Genomic DNA, 24382 nt, shown 5'->3' with positions numbered 1-24382 from the left:
GTAGGGCAAATTAATCATTATAAAATTGGACGCTTCAAGAATTAAAAAATGAGATATTGGAGAGTGAAGAAAAATGAAAAGTAACAAGATAATTTTGTGTGCTATGATGACAAGCTTTTTGTTTGTAACCGGTAATATATATACAGCAAAGGCTACTGAAATTCCTGAAAATACCCATAATATTATTAAACAACAAGGTGTATCAATCGAAGATATTGATAAAAAAATTGATAATATGATAGCTAGTATCCCACCACTTTTTGGCTTTTTACCATATAATCGTTTTCCTTATATGTTTGGAGAAAGTGTTGATGTTTCGGGGATAAATATAGAGAACACTAATGTTACTAGTGTCGTTCCGCTGTTTATTGGTTCAAATACATTTGAAAATAGAACTGATCGACTAATAACCTATAATACTAGCTCTTTTAGTAAATCAATTACAGATTCAACAACTACTCAAACCCTACACGGTTTTAAGACAGCCTTTGAAGCATCAGGTAAAGTTGGAATTCCCTTAGTAACTGAAGGGCAAATTAAAACGACGCTTGAGTATAATTTTTCTAATACTGATTCTACCACAAAAAGTGTGACTACAACTTACACAGCAACTCCACAACCTATTCCAGTACCACCATATACAAAAACTAGAACAGATGTATACTTAAATCAGGTATCTATCTCTGGAAATGTTGAAATTTATGCAGATGCTATTACAGGTATAAAAGCTGAATCTTCTGGGACAGTAATTTCAATTGGTGCTGGTCTTGATTTAGCTAGTAACACTTATGGGCTAATTAGATCTCCAAAAGACCCAGATCGAGTACGGGCAATAGGGAGTGGGAAATTTAACTTAATTCATGGGGCAGATTTTTTTGCCATAACATATGACATAACATATGGGGAAGCATCTGCAAGAATAATAGACGTCAGAGAATTTTCTTTAAAATAATATTAAACTTTACTTAAAGGTGGGATTCCTATGGCATCCCACCTTTTTTAAGTAGTTCTATTTTGGAATAACTAACTACTCTTTTATAAACAAAAATGAATTAACGGATTCGAGCCTTACGGAATCCATCGAAGATACTGAGTGTTGCAGATAAAATGAATACGATGATGACGCCACCGACTATCCATATTTCCAATTGCTTAGTTGTTATGGTAAATAATTTACTCATGTACGTTATAAATTCTTGGTTCATAAAATTTGGATTGCTTAAGATAACAATGAATACAACGGTTGCGAAAAGTTCAACAATAGTATTAAAGATTGCCATTTTTTTCGTCCATTGTCCTTTCAATAATTTGTAGAGAGCTAGCCCAATTTCGAGAGCGATGACAGCGATAACAATTGGCCAATAACGAAGTAAAACATCCTGATTGAAAGCTGGCATTACGAATTTGAGGCCATCACCACCGCCTTCATATATACCTACAAGGTGATTTGCATAAAAATAAAGAGTTGCCCAAATCGCCGTCCACATTAAATAGCCAAATACTTCAAGCTTCGTAATCGCTTTTTTCTTTGGAATATAAATAATGTTTTTCAAATCTTCAGGGGTCCATTTTGTTAGGTTTTCTGACAACGGATGCTGATCTTTTCCTTTATCTGTTCGTTCAATAATGACGAATACGAGTGTTAGCCAGAAAAAGACATGTATTCCTACTTCGATGATTCTCCATATTCCTTCACCCATAATCGTGAGGACGGCATTAATAATCACTTCTTCCCCACCAAAACCAATAAAGTATTCGGCAATAATCGAAATTAACGCAATGACAGCGGCAATTGGGACAATCATTTTTAATAACGATAAATATACATCAAAATAGCGTGGGCCAATTAAATGCATTGGTTGGTCTCGATAGCCACTCGCTAATGCTGCTGGGTTCCCTAATTTTTCAAGTACATCCTTTACATCATCCTCACTGTAATCGTCAGGTAGCATATCCTCAATGGTTGATCGTAACTCAAGCGCGATATCCTCACGATTTTTTTCAGGCAGCCTCCGAGTGACCTCTTGAATATAAATCTCAGTCAGATTCATCTTGATCATCATCTCCTTGTAATAACTCATAAAGTTCTTTTGAATTGTTAATCCATTCTCTTTTTAATTGCAAAAATACCTCTAATCCATAGTCACTTAATACATAATACTTACGCGGTCTACTCTCTGATGTATCCCAGCTGCTCGTCACTAACTCTTGTTTTTCTAAACGGCGAAGCAATGGATATAAGGTACTTTGATCGATGTTAATGCCCGCTTCCTCTAATAATTGAACAAGTGAATACCCATACTGGGGTGTTCGTAATTGACTTAAAACGGCTAATGTCAGCGTTCCTCTCCTAAGTTCTGTCGTTAATGAATTCAGTAACGTACTCATTTACTCACCTCAATTCCACTTACTATATGACATACACTGTATAACTTATACTATGTATCGTACACTATTATTGTTACAACAACAAGCAAATTCAAATACCCTTGTAAGAAATAACATGAAAATGATTTAAAAGAGTGCATAAAAACAATGTTTATATTCTTTGTTAAGAAAACTAAAAAAGCCCAATTTCTCTGAATTGTAGGAGAGAAATTGGGCTTTGACTGCTACACAAAACTTGCCGAACTGTTGCATAAGATAGTCGAGCTTAGTTTAAAATGATCAGTCTTTATATAAAATTATAGAAATGATAGATAAATAGCATACGTGATTCGGATCGTCCTGGCTTCATCTAGTCAATATTAAACATTTTTGTGGAAGTCCATAGTTAGTTCAGTGTGATAGCAAACTCCGAGTTCGGCGCACCAGCAAATACAACAGTTCCATTCTTCGGTAGCTTTACTTTGTTATTGCCGCTTACAACGGTAAAATTCACGCATACGCCCTTCTCATCATAAACCGCAAACGAACTGTTCGATGGCAACTCCACGTTCATTGTTTTCCCAGCTATCGCTTGTGGGATCGTAAACCATTTCGCATGTCCTTTTGCTTGCAACGTTACTTTGGATGACTGCCCTGTATAAAGCGGTTTTACGTTAGTTCCACTTACGTATAAAAATCCGGACATTTCCATATATTCATTCCCGCCTTCCGTATAGAAACGAGTCTCTGTCATATCACGGCCATTCATCACTGGGATTTGAAGCTGATGCGCCGACATGTTTGGACCTATAATTTTTCTGCCCTCCCAATAGCCCGCTAGGTCTTCCTGACGATTAATTTGTTTGGTAAGCAGCATTGGTACGAGATATTGAGCAGAACTATATTTTTCGTTCACAAGATAGAACTTCACGCCCTCCCGTTTCTTCCATGCAGCAGCAGTCTCCTTCGATAGTACATTGTCTTCAAGCTTCTCAGCTAAATATTGAGTCATCGCAACTTGCCCAAAACCTGGTGCTGTTTGATAGGCGCTCTCTTTTAAATAAGTACGTCCGTTCTTCTCAGTGACGAAGTTGAGCTTGGATGTACCCTCCTCATTAATAAAGCTTCCGTCCGCAGTATATACATACTTTTCTTCGGGATTAAGGGATAAGAACAGTTTTCCGTTCTTCATAATTTCAAGTTTGAAATGACTGAAACTATTCCCGTAAAAGCCTGCTTTCTCTACTAGATCTTGAGGCATCTGAGTCGTTACTGGCTTGCCAAAGGATTTGTTTGGCTTAATATCCTTAATTGTGCCCTTCTCTTTAAGTGCAGCAAGCAGTAAGTCAGTCGCCATCAGTTGATTTGTAACACTACTACCGCCGGATGACACCACAGCAGCGGCCATCTTCTGTTCTGGTAGAACGACCAGTGTCGCATGTTGTAATATTGTGTCACCGCCCTTAGCCAAACCCTTTATCCCATATTCACTAAATGGGTATAGTTTCACACTATCCCATCCAAGACCATAGTTGAAAATATTATCTCCATCCTCTGGCCACATTCCTTTTTTATATTCCTCTTGCTCCATAGCCTTGACTGCCTTCTCAGAGAGAATCTCTTTTCCCAGTCCCATAAACAATTGTGAGAACCTTACCATATCTTCTGCTGTCGAAGAAATCCCTCCCGAACCAATCAAATTCACTGATTCAATAGGAAGTTGCCCTTGATAGGATGGAAAATAAAGTTCAGCCCGTTTATCGTCTGCCCATTTATCCTGCGATGTTTTCGTATTATTGAGCTCTAGGGGCTCTGTAAAACGTTGATGTAGAAATTCGGTGAAGCTCATACCGCTAACTCTTTCCACCAAAATCTCGGCCAGCGTATAGCCGTCATTACAGTATACTGAGAACGCGCCAGGGTCTGCCTTTAAGCTCTGGTTTGACAACTGCTGTAACAAGGTATCATGGACATAGGTATCATTATCTTTAAATAAAATTGCATTACTATACACAGTTCCTTGTAAGCCGGAGGAATGGTTCAACAGCATACGCGGTGTAATGCGTTTGTATCGTTCATCCTTCATCTTAAAATCAGGAAGATAGTTAACAACAGGAGTATCTAAATCGACTTTTCCTTCATCGACCAATTTCATCATAGCCGCTGCTGTATACACTTTACTGACCGATCCAATTCCATATTGGGTATCTTTGGTTAGAGACTGTTCCCCTTTTAAATTGTCCTTGCCTTTCTGTCCCGACAAAATTAGCTTGCCATTATCAATTAACGCATATTGCACGCTAGCCGTCCCATAGGATTCCGTGAGTAACGCAGCCTTCTCTGCTGCAATCTTCTCCAGTTTTTGATTAGCTACAACTTGATTAGCTACAACTGTAGTCTTATTGTTAGAAAACGCCATTGCCCCTGTTGGCAGGAACATCGTTAGCGCTAATGTAGCAGCTAATACCCCAGATAGTTTACTTTTCATAACAGAATTTCCTCCTTAGATAAGCAATTGATTTCATCGCTTACGGTTATTTGGACCAAAGAGTTCTCTTTGTTGTCCTTATTAGCAGTATACTTCAATAAAACCAAATTTAGGAAAAATAAAGTAAACAAAAGGTAAAATTTATAGTAACTGCCTTTCATTTATTAAAGGATGAATAACTGTATTATAGTTAATTTACCAGTACATAACATTTCAGACGTTAGTCTGAAGACAAGTAATGAGATAAATTGTATATTTTATTTATACTTTTTAACTATAAAAGTATTAGGAAAAATCCTAGACAACCATTACGTATAGATAAAAAATACTACTAAAACGTTCAAGTACATTTATTTGTACAAAACTATACGTAATGCGTTTGTTCTATTGGCATCAGAAAAATTATCAATCTGTATAAATTAAAGTCCAATGATTTTCTCATGTCGTTTTAGCTTTATGCAAATATTCAGACCGTTGACTAAATTTATCTGTCAATCATTGATGTTTCTAAATTGGGGCATTGTATTAAACATTTGTTAATGAAGGGATATAAAAGTGTGTAGAGGTGATTTCTATGAAAAAGAAAATGCATTTTACAATTTTAAGTAACAATTCAACAGACGGAGATGGCGGTTACGGAGTAGGAACCCTTGATTTAAATAATGTAACGTCGATTATTATAGATTGTGAAAAAGAACAGGTGTTTATAGATTTAGAAGCCTTACATGGACGAAGTATAATCGAGAAAAAAGTTCGTTTTTCCTCTGATTTAGCTCATGCTAGTGACGATTATTATCGTTATTGGATAGTTTGGGTAGCTATTCAAATTTCTCAAAATGGTCCTTATTATGCGGGATGTACTGCAAGTGAAGTACGGGTATCAAAAGAAGTACGACGTATTAAACTTGGCTATAAATCTTTGCCAGAACAAGTAAATTATTTAGATAAGGCACTTAAAGGGAAAGTTCTCTTGAAACATGTAGATAGTAATTCAAAAAAACTACTTTATCAGTTTTTATCTGAATTTAATGAAGACTATTGGAAATACTCACCTGAAGAATTAAAACAACAATTGTCTGGATGGGAGGATTTATAATGGCATTTGTAATTACAGAATTATGTAGGGATGAAAAAGCGGCTGTCTGTTTGGATGTCTGTCCAGTAAATTGCATTGTTATGACAGATACCCAATATGTAATTAATCCTGATATTTGTATTGATTGTGGAGCTTGTGAATTAGTTTGTCCAGTAGAAGCTATTTTTTTTGAAGATGAATTGCCTGCTGAATATGATTCAGCAACCCTGCTAGCTCTCAATCATTTTCGAAACTAAAATGGATTAGGATTTTATAATTCATATCATAATAGTGCCGTTTGCCCAAAAAACCCTCCAGACTTTTTTCCCCTTTACAATATTATGCTAAGCAATTTCCTATCTAAAAAAAGTCGGATTCCTAGACAATAAGAAATCGACTTTTTTATATGGCTATTTACAATACCTGCAAACTAATAGTCGTTCGCATGAATGAATTATTAGGTACAACAATAAGGAAAAATATTAAAAAATGCTGGTTTCCTTTTACCCATCTTAACGCTAGGGTTCAAAACCCTTTTGGCTAATGAAAAGTTCTTCTTCCGAAAAATACTGCCTCATTCGTTTATAAACCATTTGATAGACGGATGGATGATACCATTCTTCCATTTCCAGTTTTCTATATAGCGCCTGTAAGCCCATCTTGTGTGTGCGTTTACCACCGCGTCCGTCCCCCATAAAATAATCGTCAATACATACTCGGTTAACCAAGGGACGCAATATTTCTGCAAATCGCTCAGTACTTGGTAGTAAGGGGGCGATGGCAACCTGTGCAGGAATACCAAATTCAGCAAGCTGTTGGAGTGTTTTAAGCCTTGCTGAAATAGGTGGAGCAGAGGGCGTAAAATGCTTGCGAATATCTTCCCTATCCGTCTCTATGGTCATACTTACCCGCACTTTATCTTTTAAAAGTTGCAGTAAATCGATATCTCGACTTACAAGTGGGCTTCTAGTCTGTACTAATAGGAAGTCAGGAGGATTCTCTACCATAACTTCAAGTAAAGATCGCGTCACTTTTTCCTTATGTTCTATTGGTTGATACGGATCTGTACTTGATGACATAAAAATGGTTACATTCCCTTTTGCTTTGGCCCGATGGAGTTCCTTTTGTAATACATGCGCAGCTCCGTTTTTAACATCGACCCAATGCCCCCACTCACCTTCCCTGAAAAGAGATACAGGCATTTCGCGAACATAACAATAGGAACAGCCAAATGAACAGCCTGTATAGGGATTTAGTGAATGCGTATAGCCAGACAGAAAGCCAGTTCCTTTATTTAGAATGGTTTTCGGATTTTTATAGAATATTTCATGTTTCATAATGGCCCCCATTCATTGTACGGCAATAATTATTCATTATTTGATGAAGCTCGCTTTTCAAGATCCAGGAGCAATGTCTTCATTTCTAATCCACCCCGATAGCCAGTTAAAGAGCCATTCTTCCCTGTTACGCGATGGCACGGTACCGTAAGTAATACTGGATTAGCCCCAATAGCCGCTCCTACAGCACGAACAGCAGCTGGTTTATTTATAGCATTGGCAATATCGGAATAGGATTTCGTCTGCCCATAAGGAATTTCACAAAGTGCATCCCAGACGGCTTGCTGAAATGGCGTACCTACGTACTCAAATGGAACAGTAAAGGTTTTCCGTTTTCCTTCTAGATACTGAGTAATTTCAACAACATAAGGTGCAAGCATTTCATCATTTTCCACAAGAGTACTTCCTGGAAAGCGTTTTTTTGCCCATTCGACTAATTCCTCGAATGGTTTGTTCTGTGAACCTACAAAGACAAGCCCCTTTGAAGTTGACGCAATATATAATTGCCAATCCTTAAACTTTAGTAAAGACCAATATAGACTTGAATTATTCTTTGTTTCCATTGTACCTCTCCTCCACTTTACTCATTTGACGAAATTGTGCTGGCGTCTGTCCCGTTTTCTTTTTAAATAAAGTAATAAAATAAGGCGTATTAGCCATCCCCACACATAAAGCAATATCTCCAATCGCTTTATTTGACTGAATCAAATACTTTTTAGCTACGTGTACTCTAACTTCCTGTATATATTCAACTGGCGTCATACCTTTGATCTTTTTAAATGTTCGATGCATATGATACGGACTTCCATGACAAATATTTGCTAACGATTCTAGCGTTAATTTTTCTGTGAAATTTTTATCAATGTATTCCGTAATTACATCCACCCACTCGCTATCAGGCAGATTTTCATTAGTGGGCTTGCAACGTTTACAAGGGCGAAAATTTGCTTGGAGGGCTTGTTCTGCGTTTGAAAAAATGCATACATTTTCTTTTTTCGGAACGCGAGATTTACAGGATGGTTTACAAAATATCCCTGTCGACCTTACAGCGTAGAAAAATTGGTTATTGTACGCTGCATCATTATTTATAATGGCTTGCCACTTTTCCTCTGTTATCATTTCTACTTCATTTATCATTCTAGGATGATGGCTCTCTCGATGTCCGTTATCGATACTATCCGACATTTATCTCACCTCTCCTTACAATATACTCTCTATAAATTCAGAATGGACAATTCTAGGAATAGAATAGCAAGATATTGAAGTTTAATTTTTACTTAGAATCGTGAAAAATGATTCCAAGTCCGTAGCGTTCTCCAGCAGTAACTGTGCTTACTCCGTGACGAACCGTATTTTTGTAATATCCTTTTTTACCTAAAACAGGTCGATGGTGAGTAGGAAAGATTAGCGCACTGCCTTGTTCTAAAGTAATGACATGCCCTCTACTCTGAGCACGCGGAATTTGTTCCACTAATAGAGATTCACCACCACAAAAGTCTTGATCTCGTTGATTTAATAAAAATACTACTTGAAACGGGAAAAATATATCACCATATAAATCTTGATGTAAACAATTAAATCCGCCTGTTTCATACTTTAATAGTAAAGGTGTTGGTCTCGTTTGATTATACTCTTCACAGGTGTTCAAAAAATCTTGAAGTTGTTCTGGATACTGTTCTGTCTTCTTTAAATAGCTCAGCCACCGATTAGCTGTTTTTGCTAATGCCAAATAAAAAGCCTCTCTTAAATGTTGGATGATGTCAGGTAATGGATAAGAAAAATATTTGTACTCCCCATTCCCAAAGCGATATCTCGTCATATTGATTGTCGTTCTGTATGACTCTTCCACACCATACATGTCTATGAAGAATTCACACTCCTCCTTTGTTAAAATCACAGGAAGCTTTGCAAATCCTTGCTCATCTAATTCATGTTGAATGGTCTCCCAATCTAAGCTCTCAACACGTGTTTTTATATGTTGGACCATTTTTATACCCTCCTTTACATTCCTGATAACTAACACTATAACCTCATAAATAGAAAAAAATAAGGAGTTGAGAATGTAAGAGCAAGATAACAAAATTAGTAAGGGCTATGATGTGATAAAGTAAAATTACTCTTAATAGGACGAGGAGAATGAAAAGTGACATGGTATGAAGTCAATGATGATATTGTTATTACATTACCTACAATTTTCGACATGAATGCTAACCTAGGTTATTTAACAAGGGAAAAAAATGAATGCATGTACGAAATAGAGAACAATATTATGACAAAAGTTATAACAATTGGGAAAATTCAATCCTTAGTACAAATAAGCATAATCAATAATAAACAAATGGTGATTCAATTCCTAAATGATTCTAAACCTATTGAAAAGTGGAAGCGGCAAGAAATTGTAACATATATTCATGAATGGTTTGATCTCGATAATGATTTAACGTCATTTTATGAAATGGCAAAAGCAGACCCATTACTTAAAATACCTGTCCAAAAATTTTATGGATTACGAGTAATCGGCATTCCCGACTTATTTGAAGCTTTATGCTGGGGAGTTTTAGGCCAACAAATTAACTTAGCCTTCGCGTACACCTTAAAGAGGCAATTTGTAGAAAAATTTGGCGATTTCATTGAATGGAATGGTAAAAAATATTGGGTGTTCCCTTCATACGAACGAATTGCACAATTAACCCCTGCTGACCTAGCAAATATTAAAATGACGGTGAAAAAAAGTGAATATATCATTGGCATCGCGAAATTAATGGCAAGTGGAGAATTATCGAGGGAAAAATTAATGGAAATGGACTTTAAAGATGCTGAAAAAAACTTAATGAAAATACGAGGAATCGGCCCTTGGACAGCCAATTATGTTTTAATGCGCTGCCTTAGGTTCCAAACAGCCTTTCCAATCGATGATGTAGGACTTATTAATTCGATAAAACTATTACAAAATATGAATCGAAAGCCGACAAAAGATGAAATCATGGAATTATCGATGCCATGGAAAAATTGGGAATCCTACGCAACCTTTTATTTATGGCGTGTCCTTTACTGAATAAGTTTAAGATGAGAACAATTATAAAGAGCATGCTTTGAAACAAATGAATCAAAACATGCTCTTTTCAACTATTCTTTGCGAGCTTTCATATAATCACAGGCTCTATTATAAATGTAAATCTATCCTACAATTCATCAATAATATCAATGTGTTACTATGGTAAACTCTCCACGATTTCCTCGTTGGAAGCCCCATCATGCTTTATGAAAAGTTTTCTTGTAAATGCACTAACTGCTAAACTCACTACAATATTAACGCCTAATGCAAGGAACCCAATGTTGATATCTTGTATAAATGTTGGCCAATTCGGGAAAAGGGTACTTAGATTTGCGCCTGTAGCGGCTTGCCAACCTACAATCATAACGCCAACAATTATCCCAGCGAACACACCTTGTAACGACAGTGGATTTTTTTTCATGAAACTACAAACAACAGCAGGTGCAAATTGTGTAACTAATCCATATCCCATTAAGAATAATAGAGTTATAGCACCACCACCACTAAAAGTAAAATAAAGGGCAATTAGGGCAACCAATGGAACCGTATAACGAGCAATAATACCAATTTGTCGATCCGTAATTTGAGGACGAAACGGCTTTATTATATTTTTTGCAAAAAGTGTAGCTGCAGACATCAAAATTAATGAGCCTGGAACAATTGCCGTTAACAGCCCTGCTGCTCCAATAAAGCCTACTATTACTGGGCTAAACGTTTGTGTGGAAATTTTGAATAATGCTAAATCAACATCGCCTCCCGATAAATTCGGGACTTGTAGAATAGCTGCTGCTCCGGTAAATAGGACAAATAATATAAATAATGCATAGATAGGTAGAATAATCGCATTTCTTCTTAGGGCATTTCCACTTTTAGCTGAAAAAGTAGCAACAAAGGTGTGGGGCCACATGTAAAATCCTAATGATGTCAGCATCATTGTTGAAACATACCAAGACGCACTTAAACCTGAGTCTGGAAGTGTTAAGAACCCTGGATTTGTGGCTTCAATAGCTTCCCACATTGGTTGAATACCACCATAATAATGAAATGGTAAGTAGATTCCTAGAAATAAAACAACACCAAGTATAAGGAAGTCTTTAATGACTGCTGTCCAAGCTGAGCCATGAATACCTGAAACCATGACATAGACAATCATCGCAATGGTTCCAATCCAAATCGTGATTTTGGAGTCAATGGCTCCATAAGAAGCTTCAGAAACAATAATGCCAAGACCTTTCAATTGAATGATTAAATAAGGAATTAAAGCCGCCAAACCGACTATTGCTACAACCATTCCAAGCGCTTTACTTTTATATGCCTTCTCAAAAAAATCAGATTGAGAAAGTAAATTATGTTTCTTTCCATAGCTCCATATTTTTGGCGTTAACCAGTAAGCAATGACATAGTTCAGCATCATGATGTTGTAGAATGCTGCTCCACCTTTTCCATACATCCAACCACTTATCCCTAAAAATGCACTTGTAGTATAAATTTCTCCGGCCATTAGCAAGAAAATGAAAATAGAGCCAAAACCCCGACCGCCAACACTCCATTGCTCTAGGCTCATATCCTTCCCTCTACTCGCCATAATGCCTAAAATTAATGCAATTCCTAAAAACACAGCAATAATACCAATAGATATTGTCATGTTACTCCACCTCTGCTTTGACGTCTGGATTTAAGCGATGTACTAAAAGCATGATACCTGTCCCTAATAAAATCCAAAGAACCATCCAAAATAACAAAAGCGGAAGTCCCAAGATATAAGGTTCGGTACTTTTAATAAAGGGAACTCCCAAAGGCATTCCAAAGTATGCAATGAATGATAGTAAATAACAAAGTCTTTTTCGAGTCATTTTATCTATCTCCTTCTTTTATAAGATGGCCTATTGTTTTATTAATTGGGCAAATCCATTATCAATAAACAAGCTTTTGACATCCCTTTTGTCAGCCGCAAATACGATTTGATGTTCATTATTTAGAAAATCAATGGTGTATTGTACAGTGGAAGCGACACCTAGCTTGAGAGCATCTTCATCTAGATCGAAGAAATCATTATGATGCTCTGCCCCAACCCCTTTTTCAAGATTTTTTATTCCAACGAAGGCAAATACACCTGGAAAGTATTTTTCATAAAACGCAAAGGATTCTGAGCCCATCCATGCTGGTGAAGAATATAACGTATTTACACCTAATGCCTTTTCTACAGCAAGTGATGCTATGTGTGCGCAATCATTTTGGTTGTAAACAAATAAATCCGATTCAATGGGCTCTGTAATAAATTCATATGTGCAACGATGTAGGTCGCAAACTTTTTCTAGGATTCGTTTAAATTCGCCTGCAGCATGTGAACCTTGATCATCATCTAAATATCTGGCAGTTCCTGAGAATTGTAAGCTTTCTGGAATGATATTTACGGCAGAACCGGAATGAATCATGCCAATAGAATAGGTAATGGTTTTAAAAGGATCTAAAGTATTTATTCTCATAGCTTTTAAATTGCTGTAAAAATCCGTAAAGCAATCTAATGGAGCCACCGATAAATCTGGTCTGGAGCCATGTCCACTTTTTCCTTTCAATAGCACATTAAAACTAAAGGAAGCAGCCATTCTTGGTCCTGGTTCAACAGATATTTTCCCTGTTGGAATATCAGATTTTAAATGGATGCCCCAAATGCCGTCAGCCCCTAATTCATATAAGCGTGTTAAAAGATTGTAAATGCCTCCGCCCATTTCTTCTCCTTGCTCAAAAGCAAGAAGTACTTTTCCTTTTACCTTATCTTTATGTTGAACCAAAATCTTCGCTGCCCCTAGAAGCATTGCTGTATGTCCATCATGACCACAAGTATGAGCAGCTTGACTAGTACTAGAAACGACTATTTTTTTCATTTTTAAATTATTTTCGTTTTCTTTCATCGGAAGTGCGTCTAAATCAGCTCTAAGTATCAATGTTTTCCCTGGTTGTTCCCCATGAATAAATCCAATAATTCCACCATTCGGGACGATCTCGTAATCAATGCCCATTTTAGTTAATTCCTCTGTAACTACTTTAATAGTCCGTATTTCCTGTAACCCAATCTCCGGATGCTTGTGAAGATCTCTTCTTATATTAATGACATAGCCTTCGATTTCTTCTGCAGCCTTTAAAGCATTAAGTTCAAACTCGATTGTTGTCATTTTATACACCCCTATTTTAATGGATTATTCTATTCCAAATCCTGAAATTCAACAGCAATCCGTTCAAGTGCTTGCTTTATAAGTGGTCTTGGCGAAGGGACACAAATTCTTTGAAAACCTTCCCCTTCTTTTCCGAACATCCATCCATCTTCTAGTAGAACATTCGCTTTATTATAGATACGATGATGAATCTCTTGATCGGAAAGACCATATCCATTAAAGTCCATCCACATCACATATGTGCCGTCTGGAATTCTTACTTTAACTGTAGGCATGTTTTCAGCTAAAAAGCTTTTTACAAACTCCATTGTGCCGTCAATATATTGCGTAACTTGTTCCAACCATTCATCTCCCTCGTTATAGACGGCTATAAGAGCTGCAATGGTAAACGGTGACGGTAACTGCATCCCCATTATGTCATTAAAGTTTTTTCTGCGTTCGGGGTTGGAAATGATGACATTTGTACAATGAAGACCCGCAACATTAAATGTTTTGTTAATGGCTGTACAAGTGACAATATGATCAGTATTTTCTACAACCTTACAGATTGGTGTAAATCTTTTATTTTTCCTAATTAAGTCACCGTGGATTTCATCTGCCACAATGATTACATTATGTTCCTCGCAAATTTTTGAAAGCCTTTTCAATTCTTTATTGGTGAATATATTTCCAGTTGGATTATGTGGATTACAAAGAATAAACATGGTTGTGTTTTTATCCTTTGCTTTCTCTTCAAAATCTACGAAATCAATTGAAAAAGATCCATCTGATTCACATTTCATTGCGTTATTTTGAACAATTCTACCATTACGCTCTATCGCAGTAGTGAACGGTGGATAAACTGGCCGTTGTATAATGATTCCTTCCCCAGGCTTAGTAAATGCTTGTACAGCTATATTCAAAGCATGAACCGTTCCAGGACTATATACGATTTCCTCTCTTTTGATCACCCAATCATGCCTTTTTTTAAACCAATGCTGAATGGATTCAAAGTACTCATTCGGAAAAATAGAATACCCAAAGATTCGATGATCAACCGTTTGATGAAGTGCATCTATCAAAGGCTGCATGACGGGTAAATCCATATCAGCTGTAAATAATGGAATCGTTTCATAATCATATCTTTCTGTATAACCGATGTCTTTAATTAATTCTTCCCCGTCCCACTTTAACGAATAAGTACGACGTCGACTAATTATTTCATCAAAATCATATATCATTCTTTCTCTCATCCCCCTTCCTCGTCATTGCTCGAAAATACGTTTTTTCCGTACCTGAGCAATTATTTTCATCAGTTTAGCACCTTAACTGTAAAATCGTCAATAAAAAAATAGAATTTTCCGAAAATTAAAATTGGGATGTTTGATCCCCTTCACAAAAATTGATTGGTTGTTGAAGCTTCATGATTAATTGAAGGAAATTATTTATGAATATGTTAAAATAAAGGGATGTTTGTTTACTAAGGGGGAATGATCTGTGGAGAAAGAAGAAATCTTTTATGAGCTAATGGAGACACTTTTTGAAACATCTCGATCCATTAGTACCTATGAAAGTATCCCGAGAAAGTACGGTACGGAAGATGAACTATATATGATAGAGGCTCACACACTCAATTTAATAGGTGATAAAATCAAAACAAATACTACTGAAATTGCAGAAATCACACACCGTACAAAAAGTGCAGTTTCTCAAATGATGGATAAATTAATAAAAAAAGAATTAGCATTTAAATATAGAAATCCTAACAATTATCGAGAATTAACGATTGAATTGACACCAAAAGGTCAACTGGTATATGAATATCATAAAAAACTCGATAAAGAAGAGTTTGGCAATTACTTAAAGGATTTGGAAAGATTCACCATTGAAGATTTTCAGAAAATCATTACACTTCTTAACCTAATTAATGAGCGAACAAAAAGTACACTTCATGAAAAAGCCTAAACCTTTTGTTGCCAAGGTATGATCAAATTGATACTTTTAAAAAAGAAAAGAGCGTGTTTTGGAAAAAAGATTGATTCAAACACGCTCTAGCTATTCACCACAGCTAGAGCGTCTCATCCAATTTCTGAATTTTGGAGTGGGAAATTAAATAGACATAGCCTAAAATGTCGATGTTGCCTCTCTTTACACGTACAGCGCAATCTTTGTTCGACGTATAAATATCTATTTCTTTCGATAAAGGAGACAGCTCATCTTGCACCAACTCCATGTTATTTTCAAGATCAAAATGCGACAGGACGGAAAAATTGTCAAGACCGATTCCTTCGTATAAAAAGCTTTTTTCAACTGGATAACCAAAGTTTTTCGAGCATAACCATTTAGCGGACGTATTGATTGCTCCTGCGCTTGCCCCCATTACAACAGCTGTGCTTTTTTTAATCAAATCCGTCAATTCATAGTCTATCAAAAACTCATTCTGTTTAAGAGTATCTCCACCTAACAAGAAAATAGCTGACGCATTTTGAAGTATGGTTTGGGCATCTTCCTTCTGTACATGATAATTAATTAAATGATAGTCATCGAACATAATACCTGATAGATGTCTATGATTTCATTTTTAAATATAAAATTCAGTTTTTCAGCCTCTTCCAGAAACAGTTGAATCCATTGCTCATCGTACAAACTGACTACTAGTTTTCGTAAAGTATTTCCTCCTAATCATTTCATTAACAAAGCTTTATCTATAATGTTCGTTTTTTACGCAAAAGTAAAAGTATCCAGCCAGTGGATGATTCGCATTTCACCGTTAAAAACACGAACGATTAATTAATTCTCGAATATTAACATACGTTTTTATTCTCTTTACGGATTTTCACCAATAATTACTCCCAACTATATATCTCACTCTACATACCTTATTGATTAAATAGAGTCAACCAAAACAGCATTGTACGTGTTCACGATTTTAAAGGTTAGCTTAAGAATGAGTTTTTAAAAAGTGTATAAATGGTTGTTCGATTAGATCGGATTTCCGCGAGCAAATATATAAACTTTGCTGAATATCTGCTTGCTGAACAGACACTTTCTCTTTTATTATTTTACTGGCATTGTTAATTGGGGAATTGCTATTCCTGTTTCAATTGGCTATATTGTTGGCTCTTTCTTAGGCTTAAAGATTATTCCGTACATCCAAACAAGATGGGTTCAAATTATATTACCAATCATTTTTTGTTCTTAATTGGTCAGGTCGTTTCGGATTTAATAAAATAAATCACCCTTATTACTAAGATACCAAGTGATAACAACATACAGTTTAATAATTTAATATGATTTTAAAAAGGGTATGTTAAGAAGCGATTGCTCTTATTGAACAATCGCCTCTTCCCCTTACCTGTATGTATTGGAAAAATGAAACACTATAATGAATCATCCATTTATCTTGTTTTATTGCCTCAGCAATTTTTTTGATTAATTCTTCAAGTTCTGCTGATTGATATTCGACATTGGCTTCACTCACCATATTTAAAAATTGTCTATGAAAGCTCGGTGGTGTCAAGGTTATTCCCCAATAGACGAGACTTTTAAACGGTCTATTTGTGTTGTGGGCGAATGTTTCAACGTGATGTATTTTTTACTAAAAACCTTAGAAAGTTATACAAGAAATGATTCCAAACTCGTGAATGTATGGCATAGTATCACTCCACCCCATTTCTATAATAATTTCCTTTATGACCCGCTAATGATTACGTTTCTTGCAAGAGGATTTTTGCGAGACGAAAAATACCTTCCTCAATTGCTAACTCATCCATTTTAGCAAATCCGAGTACCCATCCTTTTCGATTATTTTCTAAGCAATACTTACTAAGTGGATAAACACGTATCCCCTTTTCGAGTGCGAGGCTCGTCATTGCTTCTTCATCAAACGATTCTTCCGCTTCAAGAAGCATATGCAAGCCCGTTTCAATGCCACTTAGCTTGAAACGTTCCGCTAGTCCTGACGCTATGATTGCCTTCGTCATAGCTTCATGTCTACGTCGATAGACATTTCTTGCTCTCCTCATGTGACGCATAAAATGACCGTGCTCAATAAAATGAGCAAGTGTTAATTGCTCCATAATTGGGAGATGTCGATAAGTTAATTGTTGTACTTGCGCAAGTTGGCGAATGGCATCTTTTGGACCAATGACAGCCGAAATTCGTATGCCAGGAGCAACCATTTTAGAAAAACTCATCATATATAATGTGTTTTGGGGTTGTTGGCTAAACAAGGTAGGAAGCGGGCCACCCCGATACCTAAATTCACCATCATAATCATCTTCTACAATCCAAAATTGATCTTTCACAGATTTTTGCAGCAATTGTTGTCGGCGTGGCTCAGACATAATGACACCAACTGCACATTGGTGAGAAGGTGTAACAAAAACGAGCTTGGTTTGTGGATGAATAGAATCCACTTGTATTCCGTACTCGTCAACAGGCACAGCAATAACATTCATGCGCCGATATTTCATGGTCATCCAGGCAGCAGGAAATCCAGGATCTTCAACAGAAACTGTTTCTCCTTCCTTTAAAAGAGCTTGGGCAATCAGATCGATGCTATGCTGTGCGCCAGAGGTTAAGATGATTTGGTCAATATCTACATGTACACCTCTTTCAAATGTCAGGTAACGTTGAATCTGTTCACGTAGCGGTGTAAAACCGTAGGCATCGCCATAACCCCAATGGGTCAGATCTGTTTCTGCTGAAGCCTGTAAAAAAGATTGTCGCCAATTTTTTCGGAAATGCTCGTCCAAATACGGCTCATGGGGGCAAAAATCGATTGCAACGTTTTGATTTGCTTTACCTCTAAACCAACTGTTTAACTCATCAACTGCCGAGTTTAATAAAGGTAATACTGGCGTAGATGGTCCCTGAAGAATGACCTCTTCTGACGAGTTCTTTTTATATCCCCATTCACTTACCCTTGTTCCACCACGCCAATTTGTCACGGTATATCCACGACTAAATAATTCCTCATAAACAATTTGTATAGTTGAGCGTGAAACACCTACTAATAAGGCGAGTTCTCGGGATGGAGGAAGCAACTCCCCTGGTGGCCATTTTCCTGTTGTAATATGATGAATAGCTTGGTCAAGTAACTGCTGCCATATAGGATTTTTATCGTCTCGGTTAACTTTTAACATTCAATTCACTTCCAATTAGAATAAAGATTGTTAAATTAAGTGAAAATTAATAGTTTCGTACAGTCAATCATTATTATACTATCAAATCGATAATTTTATAGGAATAGGATGGTTTTAGTATACTTTGCTTCATCTAAACAAATGCTATTATTCTTTTAAATGCTACTTCTGCAGCATGAATCGTTCTATCAATATCATGTATGGAATGGGCAGTCGATATAAATATGCTTTCATATTGAGACGGAGGTAAAAGTATACCCTGTTTAAGCATTTCCCTATAAAAACGACAAAACATCTCGGAATCTATTTTTTGAGCATCATCAAAATCTTGTAAAGGATGATCGATGAATGCGTATCCAATCATTGTCCCAGCTTTTGTTGTTTTAAGGGGAATATTATAGTTATGAGCTACTTTGGATAAGCCTTGAATAAGCCTATTAGATAACCTTTCTATATACTCGTAACTGTCAAGATTTAATTTATTTATTGTCGTATACCCCGCTACCATCGCTATTGGATTACCTGATAAGGTTCCAGCCTGATAAATATTCCCTTCAGGAGCGATTTGATTCATAATCTCTTTTCTTCCACCATATGCGCCAACAGGCATCCCCCCACCAATGATCTTACCTAAACAAGTTAAGTCTGGTTTTATGTTATAAAGCCCCTGAGCAGAATGATAATCTATCCGAAAGCCAGTCATGACCTCATCAAGTATAAATAGCCCACCATATTTTGTAGTGAAAGAGCGTATCGCTTGAAGAAATTCAGGATTAGCTGGTATTCCTCCCATATTGCCTGCAAATGGTTCTACTATAACGGCTGCAATTTGTGAGCCATATTTATCAAATATTTTCTTCAAGACTTCGATATTGTTATAGGGAATGGATATTGTATTTTTAGTTATTTCTAAAGGTACACCTAGACTATCAGGGAGGCCTAATGTAGCAATTCCTGAACCTGCCTTTACTAATAGATGATCACTGTGTCCATGATAGTTTCCATCAAATTTCACAATCATGTTTTTGCCAGTAAAGCCTCTAGCTAGTCTAATGGCGCTCATTGTCGCTTCTGTACCTGAGTTAACCATTCGAATCTTCTCTATGGAAGGAATACGAGTAGTTATTAATTCAGCTAGCTTATTTTCTTGTAAAGTTGGCAATCCAAAACTTGTCCCACTATGAATGGCTTCAAGAAGTGCACCTAAAACCTCCTTATCTGCATGTCCATGAATTAATGGTCCCCAGGAAAGAACATAATCTATATAACTATTGCCATCAATATCATAGATTTTCGAGCCTTTCCCATGGCTAATAAAAATGGGCTCCATCCCAACCGATTGAAATGCTCTTACTGGGCTGTTTACGCCACCAGGCATAAGCTTTTTTGCTATTTCAAAGGCTTCTATTGATTTCATCGTATTTATTTTAAAAACCGCCTTTCTTATTGAACGATCTTAGCATAACGTATTACGGATTGATAAAAAACATCCAAAAATGCGAATTTTAACAGTCCATAAAGTAGGTACACTAAAAAACCACTAACCCTAGATGACTAGGGTTAGTGGTGCTTACAGTGATTTGATTTAACAAGTTCTGAAAACCAGTACTATGTATGTGGGATTTTTTCAATATTGAACATTTCCCCTAGTGCAATTGGATTTTCTTTCGCGGTAATATGTTGCGGAACAATTCGGTAAACTTGAACCGGCCCTCCGAAAACAGCTGATCGATATTTGTCCACATGTTGCTGGGATAAGGGACGATTATAGTAACCAGGTACATATTTATTTATCATTTCTTGCAACATATGTGTCGCTTCATTTAGATCGACGATAGGTTGAGCCTTACCAAAAACCATGACACTCATATAAGCGGTGTCCGTTTTAGCGGGTACTGGATTAGTAATCGTTCCATATTCTTCGCAAACTGTAAAGCAGACCTCTGGATTCTCTTCCATCACTTGATTTCGTCTCCCACCAGTGGCTCCATGGAAATAAAGCACCCCATTTGTCCACACAAAATTAAGTGGGATAACATATGGCAAATGACCGTCAACCATACCTAGATGCCCAATGCGAGCTTGCTGCAAAAATGTATCTATTTTGTTCTTGTCCAACACTTCTCTTACTTTGTAACGTACCTTAACCATGGTTATCACTCCTACTTGTAGTATGATGTGATTTTATCAGCCTTTGGATTGAATAAAAACGTCCATAATTATAGCAATCAAGCAATCCATTTTCAGAGGAGCGTTAAATTTTAAAAATTATGATTAACTATTAGCTGGTATAGTTCAAAGTTTTATTATGTGTAAAAGAAATGAGAGTGAAATAATGCTCAGTCCTTTTGCCATTATACAATTGAAATTCACAGAAAATTCTAGAACTACAATCGCATGCTAAGAAAAATTATTTATTCAAAAAAGTGAAATGAAGTTTGCTCTCTATTTCACTTTTTTATCATTTAATTAGCTAAATAGGTCTCCACTTGCCTTCCCCGTCAGCACCAGAAAAAAGCTGTCTGAAATGGCAGCTTTTTTTCTGGTGTAACTATGGTTTTTTATAAGTTATCTATTGCTTCCTTTCCTTTCTTCCAATATTGCGAATTCGCCCCACCCCGCTTAACAAAGCAGGAATTAGAATTGGCAACATGACAAAAGTAAGTAGAACAAGCCCTAGAATAACCGTTATGGCTATTTCAATAAGCGTTATGACACCTGAAGGCATTAATGCCGCAAATGTACCTCCAAGAATAATCGCTGCTGATATCACCACACCTCCAATATGACGTGTGGCATCGATAATAGCTTTTGTCGAATTCCCCTCCAGCTCTCTATAACGCATCATCAAGAAGATACTGTAGTCTACTCCTAGTGCAACAATCATGATGAAACTAAAGAATGGTACATTCCACGCTAGTTCACTCATATTGAGAAATTTAGCGCTTATAATACTACTCATACCTATGGCAGTATAGTACGTTATGATTAAAGAGGCTAAAATAAAAATTGGTTTTAGGAAAGAACGAGTAATAATGATCAGAATGATACCAATGCCTATTAGCATGATGGCTGCTGTTCGAGTGAAATCCCCACTCGCAATTTCTTCAAGATCCACATTTTGCGATGTTCTTCCACCGATTGCTACCTTCGCATCACGAAACTCACTACTTTTAATGATCGCTTGTAGCTCTTGCTCAATTTGGTCAACAATTATCATGGCTTCCTTTGAATAAGGATTCACATCTAAAATGATGCCCATCTGAGTTATTTTCCGATTATCGGACATATACATGTTCAATGATTTTTGGAACTCATCACTCACTAAAACATCCTTTGGCATATATAACTTTTCAGAAGCCTCTGATTCACTAAGACCTGTTAAATAATCTTGCACATCTGTTAAACCTGTGCTGACGTCTTGTAAACCTTTTGTGCTTGCTGATAATCCTGATTGTAAGGTTGCCATTTTATCAGCTAAATCCGTTAGTGCTGTTTGCAGTTGCTTTTGTCCCTCGTTAATCGTCATTAATCCTGATTCAAGAGAGGGTACTTGGCTTGCGATTTGGTTAGACCCCTTTGCTGCAGATTGCAAACCATGCGTTAAGCTAGAAGATGCTTCATATAGTTGATTCACACCTGTTTGTAATTGGGAGAAGCTACTGTTCACTTTGGCAAGTGAAGCATTTACTTCCCTAAATGATGTCATGGCCCCTTCGAATTGAGCTGTCACTGTGTGTAATTTCTCTGATAATTGCTCTAATTGCTGCCTTTCAGTTGATGCAATGCTAAGCGTTGTTTGTACATTCATATCATTAGCTAACTCTGGTTTTGACTGTACGAGTGCATGCATTGCACTTTCAATTTGTCTATATCCTTTTTCTGCACTTTCAATCCCTTGCCCAATGCTGGTAAAATTCGTACTAAATGAGGACAAACCTTTTTCAAGTTCCGTATAACCATTTAATAATTGTGACATCGAAATGGATAAAGTGTTCGTATTTTCTTTTACAGAAGCTAAACCATTTTCTAGTTCTTGGACGCCATTTGCTCCTGCACTTACGCCGTTTGTTAATTGATCAATAGCAGTCCCTAAACTCGAAACACCTTTTTTCATTTCATCTGTTCCTTGAATTAATGCCTGAACATTTTGAGCAGCATTTGTATCTGTTTGTTGGAATTGTTGCTCAGCTGAAGACAAACCATTACTAATCTTACCTACACCTTCATTTGCATCACCTAAGCCACTCTTTATTTGTTTAGATTGCTCCGTGATGTATAGGTCATCCATTTTTTCTCCAACTGGTCGTGTAGCTGTTAATACTTTAGATATACCGTCAATCTGCGAAATCTTTTCAGCTATTTCATCTAATGCTTGTAATGATTTTGCATTATCCAGTGCTTCATTTGACTGTAAGGCAAGTGTAGTAGGTGATGAAAAACCTGCTGGGAAATGCGCTTCAATCACATTAATCCCTTGCTTTGAAGCATAACGATCATCGATTTCCAACAAGTCATTATAGCTTAGAGAATGACTAGAATTCATGATAAATGGAACGCACAAAATCGCTGTAAAGACTAATGCAACGAAAGGTCTTAAAACAGATAGCCTTGCTAAAAATCCCCAGATTTTACTGTCATTATGACCAGTAAAAGTTTTCGCTGGCCAGAACATCTTTTTCCCCAGTAAAGCCATAAAAAAAGGATTTAAGGTCAATAAGACCAATAAGAGTACAGCTACGCCAATTGCTACAGCTGAACTTGCTCTGTATAACCCGAATTCCGCCAAATAAAGAGCCATAAATCCAATAAACACCGCAAGCGCACTATACAGAACCGTTTTTCCAGCTGTTTTATACGTGCTGCGCACTGCTTTCCAACGATCTTCCTGCTTCACCAGTTCTTCCTTAAATCGAGTGAAGAGTAAGATATTATAATCTGTGCCGATACCGAATAAAATAACAACTAAAAATACTTGAGTAAAATTCGAAAATGGGTAATTAAACTGATCTACTAAGTGTGCAATGATTCCTAGTGACACTAAGTAAGCTACTCCAACCGATAAAAGAGAGACGAATGGCACTATTGGTGATCGGAAAACAAGAATGAGCACAGCGATAATAAAGATAATCGCTATTATTTCTGTTTTCTTAATCCCCTCTTGTGTGGATTGAACGAAATCTTCCATTACCAGACTGTCTCCTGTTAGATAGGTATCTACATTTTTACTATCTATAATTTTAGTAAGCTCCTTTGTTATCTCAGAAATTTCTCTATTATTCTGCTCAATAGAAAGCTGGGCTAGAATGGTAGTTCCATCTTCAGAAATGAGCTGTTTTTTCGTTTGCTCATTATCTAAATGAGTCATAATCTCCTTCATACCAAGCTGAGTTTGTTCTTTTTTTAATTCTTTAATGATTTTTCCTACTTCTTCTTTTTGTTCCTTTGTTAATGCTTGATCATTACCACTATTGAAGACAGCAATAATTTGATACCTTTCCCCACTGTCATTATCCATTTGATTAAGCAGATCTTCTGCAATATTGCTTTGAGCACTTTCGGGAATAGTAATTTGCCCTTTTTCTCTAACCAATTGATCTAAATTAGGCATCGTCACGACCATAAGGACTGCCATGACTATCCATAAAACGAACGATGCTACTCGCCAATTCATGATTTTTTTCATCATCATTTCTCTCACTTTCACTTTACTAAATTAATAATTATCTAGAGAATGCTAGCCTCTAGATAAACGATTATA

The 24382-nt window shown here is 36.6% G+C and carries 21 protein-coding genes and 1 pseudogene; 5 read left to right on the top strand and 17 right to left on the bottom strand.

The features are described from left to right. Positions 1 to 73 precede the first annotated feature (73 nt). Positions 74 to 952, top strand: a complete 879-nt coding sequence (locus MHI34_RS18360; RefSeq protein ID WP_036126233.1) for an epsilon-toxin family protein — start codon at positions 74 to 76, stop codon at positions 950 to 952. A gap of 100 nt (positions 953 to 1052) precedes the next feature. On the opposite strand, the gene MHI34_RS18355 is transcribed toward MHI34_RS18360, so the two are convergent. From MHI34_RS18355 to MHI34_RS18345, 3 genes are all read right to left on the bottom strand, one after another. Continuing rightward, the gene (locus tag MHI34_RS18355; protein ID WP_342503750.1) at positions 1053 to 2051 is read right to left on the bottom strand and encodes a hypothetical protein; all 999 of its coding nucleotides are present in this window, start codon (positions 2049 to 2051) and stop codon (positions 1053 to 1055) included. Beyond that, positions 2038 to 2388 carry a PadR family transcriptional regulator gene (locus MHI34_RS18350; protein WP_036126229.1) on the bottom strand — a complete coding sequence of 117 codons (351 nt, stop codon included), beginning with the start codon at positions 2386 to 2388 and terminating at the stop codon, positions 2038 to 2040. The genes MHI34_RS18355 and MHI34_RS18350 overlap by 14 nt, the downstream gene beginning before the upstream one ends. Before the next feature lie 385 nt (positions 2389 to 2773). Further along, positions 2774 to 4855, bottom strand: coding sequence for a serine hydrolase domain-containing protein (locus MHI34_RS18345; RefSeq protein WP_342503749.1), 2082 nt, complete (start codon positions 4853 to 4855; stop codon positions 2774 to 2776). A 574-nt stretch (positions 4856 to 5429) separates the two neighbouring features. Between MHI34_RS18345 and MHI34_RS18340 the strand changes: the two genes are divergently transcribed. Together MHI34_RS18340 and MHI34_RS18335 are read left to right on the top strand one after the other, a co-directional pair. Continuing rightward, positions 5430 to 5951 carry a YwhD family protein gene (locus MHI34_RS18340; protein ID WP_342503748.1) on the top strand — a complete coding sequence of 174 codons (522 nt, stop codon included), beginning with the start codon at positions 5430 to 5432 and terminating at the stop codon, positions 5949 to 5951. Next, positions 5951 to 6187, top strand: coding sequence for a ferredoxin family protein (locus tag MHI34_RS18335; RefSeq protein ID WP_036126223.1), 237 nt, complete (start codon positions 5951 to 5953; stop codon positions 6185 to 6187). The genes MHI34_RS18340 and MHI34_RS18335 overlap by 1 nt, the downstream gene beginning before the upstream one ends. 261 nt (positions 6188 to 6448) lie before the next feature. Here the strand turns inward: MHI34_RS18335 and MHI34_RS18330 are convergent, their stop codons facing one another. The 4 genes from MHI34_RS18330 to MHI34_RS18315 form a co-directional block, all read right to left on the bottom strand. After that, positions 6449 to 7267 carry a radical SAM protein gene (locus tag MHI34_RS18330; protein ID WP_342503747.1) on the bottom strand — a complete coding sequence of 273 codons (819 nt, stop codon included), beginning with the start codon at positions 7265 to 7267 and terminating at the stop codon, positions 6449 to 6451. 29 nt (positions 7268 to 7296) lie between these two features. Further along, positions 7297 to 7830 (bottom strand): methylated-DNA--[protein]-cysteine S-methyltransferase, encoded by a 534-nt coding sequence (adaB, locus tag MHI34_RS18325; protein ID WP_342503746.1) that lies wholly within the window; start codon positions 7828 to 7830, stop codon positions 7297 to 7299. Further along, the gene (locus MHI34_RS18320) at positions 7814 to 8452 is read right to left on the bottom strand and encodes a bifunctional transcriptional activator/DNA repair enzyme AdaA (RefSeq protein ID WP_342503745.1); all 639 of its coding nucleotides are present in this window, start codon (positions 8450 to 8452) and stop codon (positions 7814 to 7816) included. The genes adaB and MHI34_RS18320 overlap by 17 nt, the downstream gene beginning before the upstream one ends. Positions 8453 to 8540: 88 nt before the next feature. Next, on the bottom strand, positions 8541 to 9254 hold the full coding sequence (locus tag MHI34_RS18315; protein ID WP_036126214.1) for a 2OG-Fe(II) oxygenase: 714 nt from the start codon (positions 9252 to 9254) through the stop codon (positions 8541 to 8543). Between the two features lie 156 nt (positions 9255 to 9410). On the opposite strand from MHI34_RS18315, the gene MHI34_RS18310 reads away from it, so the two are divergent. Then, positions 9411 to 10322 (top strand): DNA-3-methyladenine glycosylase, encoded by a 912-nt coding sequence (locus MHI34_RS18310; RefSeq protein WP_342503744.1) that lies wholly within the window; start codon positions 9411 to 9413, stop codon positions 10320 to 10322. 157 nt (positions 10323 to 10479) lie between these two features. On the opposite strand, the gene MHI34_RS18305 is transcribed toward MHI34_RS18310, so the two are convergent. From MHI34_RS18305 to MHI34_RS18290, 4 genes are read right to left on the bottom strand one after another with little or no spacing between them, the layout of a single operon-like run. Continuing rightward, positions 10480 to 11967, bottom strand: a complete 1488-nt coding sequence (locus tag MHI34_RS18305) for a sodium:solute symporter (protein WP_036126203.1) — start codon at positions 11965 to 11967, stop codon at positions 10480 to 10482. Position 11968: 1 nt separating this feature from the next. Continuing rightward, positions 11969 to 12175 (bottom strand): DUF3311 domain-containing protein, encoded by a 207-nt coding sequence (locus MHI34_RS18300; protein WP_036126201.1) that lies wholly within the window; start codon positions 12173 to 12175, stop codon positions 11969 to 11971. 30 nt (positions 12176 to 12205) lie between these two features. After that, positions 12206 to 13495, bottom strand: coding sequence for an amidohydrolase (locus MHI34_RS18295; protein ID WP_342503743.1), 1290 nt, complete (start codon positions 13493 to 13495; stop codon positions 12206 to 12208). 29 nt (positions 13496 to 13524) lie between these two features. Beyond that, entirely contained in the window at positions 13525 to 14715 is a 1191-nt protein-coding gene (locus MHI34_RS18290) for a MalY/PatB family protein (RefSeq protein WP_342504486.1), read from the bottom strand. Between the two features lie 256 nt (positions 14716 to 14971). Between MHI34_RS18290 and MHI34_RS18285 the strand changes: the two genes are divergently transcribed. Next, positions 14972 to 15439 carry a MarR family transcriptional regulator gene (locus tag MHI34_RS18285; protein WP_340809038.1) on the top strand — a complete coding sequence of 156 codons (468 nt, stop codon included), beginning with the start codon at positions 14972 to 14974 and terminating at the stop codon, positions 15437 to 15439. Positions 15440 to 15542: 103 nt separating this feature from the next. Here the strand turns inward: MHI34_RS18285 and MHI34_RS18280 are convergent. The 6 genes and pseudogenes from MHI34_RS18280 to MHI34_RS18255 all read right to left on the bottom strand — a co-directional run. Then, positions 15543 to 16034: pseudogene (locus MHI34_RS18280) on the bottom strand (Type 1 glutamine amidotransferase-like domain-containing protein); the annotation flags it as partial. A gap of 750 nt (positions 16035 to 16784) precedes the next feature. Continuing rightward, a complete protein-coding gene (locus tag MHI34_RS18275) occupies positions 16785 to 16994 on the bottom strand; it encodes a hypothetical protein (RefSeq protein ID WP_230593923.1) in 210 nt (69 codons plus the stop codon). Between the two features lie 187 nt (positions 16995 to 17181). Continuing rightward, complete coding sequence (locus MHI34_RS18270; protein ID WP_342503742.1) at positions 17182 to 18621, bottom strand: PLP-dependent aminotransferase family protein; 1440 nt, start codon at positions 18619 to 18621, stop codon at positions 17182 to 17184. 133 nt (positions 18622 to 18754) lie between these two features. Then, entirely contained in the window at positions 18755 to 20047 is a 1293-nt protein-coding gene (hemL, locus tag MHI34_RS18265) for a glutamate-1-semialdehyde 2,1-aminomutase (protein WP_244504838.1), read from the bottom strand. 182 nt (positions 20048 to 20229) lie between these two features. Next, complete coding sequence (locus MHI34_RS18260; protein ID WP_058843546.1) at positions 20230 to 20772, bottom strand: pyridoxamine 5'-phosphate oxidase family protein; 543 nt, start codon at positions 20770 to 20772, stop codon at positions 20230 to 20232. Positions 20773 to 21193: 421 nt separating this feature from the next. Further along, entirely contained in the window at positions 21194 to 24307 is a 3114-nt protein-coding gene (locus tag MHI34_RS18255; protein WP_342504485.1) for an MMPL family transporter, read from the bottom strand. Between the last annotated feature and the right edge of the window lie 75 nt (positions 24308 to 24382).

This window comes from Lysinibacillus sp. FSL L8-0126, from assembly GCF_038630385.1.
GTDB lineage: Bacteria > Bacillota > Bacilli > Bacillales_A > Planococcaceae > Lysinibacillus > Lysinibacillus fusiformis_D.
This window is presented reverse-complemented; position numbering and strand designations above follow the sequence as displayed.